The following is a 1691-nucleotide window of genomic DNA, read 5'->3' on the forward strand; positions in this document are numbered from 1 at the left end:
CCCCGGCGAGGACCTTCTTCCGCAGTCCTCGCTGCTCACGCTGTTCGGCCTCGACCGCGGGCTTGCCCCTCTCGAGTCGCTTGCCGTTCTTCGACACCACCGCCTGGCCCATCGTGCGACCGGCCTTGGTAGCGAGCTGCTTCCGTGGTCGTGATTCAGCCATGTCCTCGTCCTTCCTTCGTCATTGGTGTCATCCGGCTCATGGCTGGTATTCGTGATCGTCGGCCGGCTCCGGGGCCGGCTTACCCGCCTGGCGGCTCTGCTGCTGGCTGGCTGCGCCCCTCTCGCGTGATGCCCACTCGTTGTAGGCACCGACCGGATCAGCGGCCACCCTCGTCGAGAAGTGCCCGAACTTCTCGCCGTACTGTGCATGCCACGCCTGTGCGAACTCGGGATACGACTCGTTGACCGCATCCAGAGCATCCATGTAGGCGAACGAGTACTGCTGGCGCTGCTGCTCCGCGCTCAACCCGTCCGCGGTCATGGTGGCCTGCATCGTGCGTGCCTGGAAGAGCCGTTCCGGCATCACGCCGGGCAGCCCCTCGCCGTCAACCTCCTGAACACGGGCCATGCAGCCGAGCATGTAGCCAGCCAGGTCCTGGTTGAAGGCATTCATGTCACCACGGGCCGCGGCCTCCGACATGGTCATCGCCATGACCCCGCCCATGCGGTCCTTGTGCTCCTCGGCACCCATCTGCGACCGGAGCGTGAATGCGCCGACCACTCGCGGTCCGTTCGGCGTGTCCTGATACCGGGTCGGATCCACGGGCCTGCCCGTGTAGGCCTGGTAGTCACCACGCCAGACACGCTGCACCCGATCCGTCCCGGCAATCCGCTCCTCGTGCGGAGGGGACATGCGCTGGGCACCGTGGCTGAAGCCATCAACCATGACCTGAACGCGAGGGTCCTCACGCATCCGCTCGCCCAGCACGACCCGGGACGACTCTGCGACTTCCTCGCGGGTCAGGCCGTCCTCCTCGCACTGCCGGTACAGACGGCTGATCATGGTGTTGTAGCTCTCCATGATCTCTTCAGCCTGTGCACCGGGCTGCCGGAGCGCCGCGAACGCGTTCTCGGTGAGCGCGACCTCGGTCATGCCCGCCGAGCGCGGCGTGAACATCTCACGATGCCCACGCTCGCGGAACTTCAGGTCGTCATAGCGCTTCTGCCACCGCTTCGACACGTAGTCTTCGACCCGAGCCTCCTTGAGCAGCTTCTTGCCCTGCGTGGCACGCAGTTCGTTCTGCTCCCGGATGCCCCGGTTCCGCCGGTCGGCCTGCCCCGCGGCCCAGTCATGCGTCTTCTGGGCCTTCTGGTCGATCCGTTCCTGGATAGAGGCCTTGACCGGAGCGGCCTTGTCCTTCACGACCTGACGGAACGTCGGCGACATGAGGTACATCGCCGAGAGCGTCGACATCACCCGGACCACGGAGGCCGTATTGACGCCCTCCTGCAGCGGACGCATCGCGCTCGTGACCATCATCTGACCGTAGACCCGGTGCATCGCGCTGAGCTTTTCAGTGCGCTCGTTGTCGTTGAACCCCGGCACGAGGATGTCCGACTTCCGCAGCGACTCCATGTACTGTTCGCCGGCGGCCTGGATGTTCTCACGGAGCAGCTTCAGCTCGTCCCGCTCGCTCAGATCCTTGCGATCGTTCATCGCCTTGCGGGCCGCCGCGCGGCGGCGCGAC

Annotated in this window: 1 protein-coding gene; it reads right to left on the reverse strand. The window is 65.9% G+C overall.

The window, feature by feature from the left end; translation table 11 throughout:
* Positions 1-199: 199 nt before the first annotated feature.
* On the reverse strand, positions 200-1691 hold a 1492-nt coding region (locus AHiyo1_RS25225; RefSeq protein ID WP_172465731.1), incomplete at its 5' end, for a hypothetical protein.

The sequence above is a fragment of the Arthrobacter sp. Hiyo1 genome, assembly GCF_001263615.2.
In the GTDB taxonomy this organism is placed as follows: Bacteria; Actinomycetota; Actinomycetes; order Actinomycetales; family Micrococcaceae; genus Arthrobacter.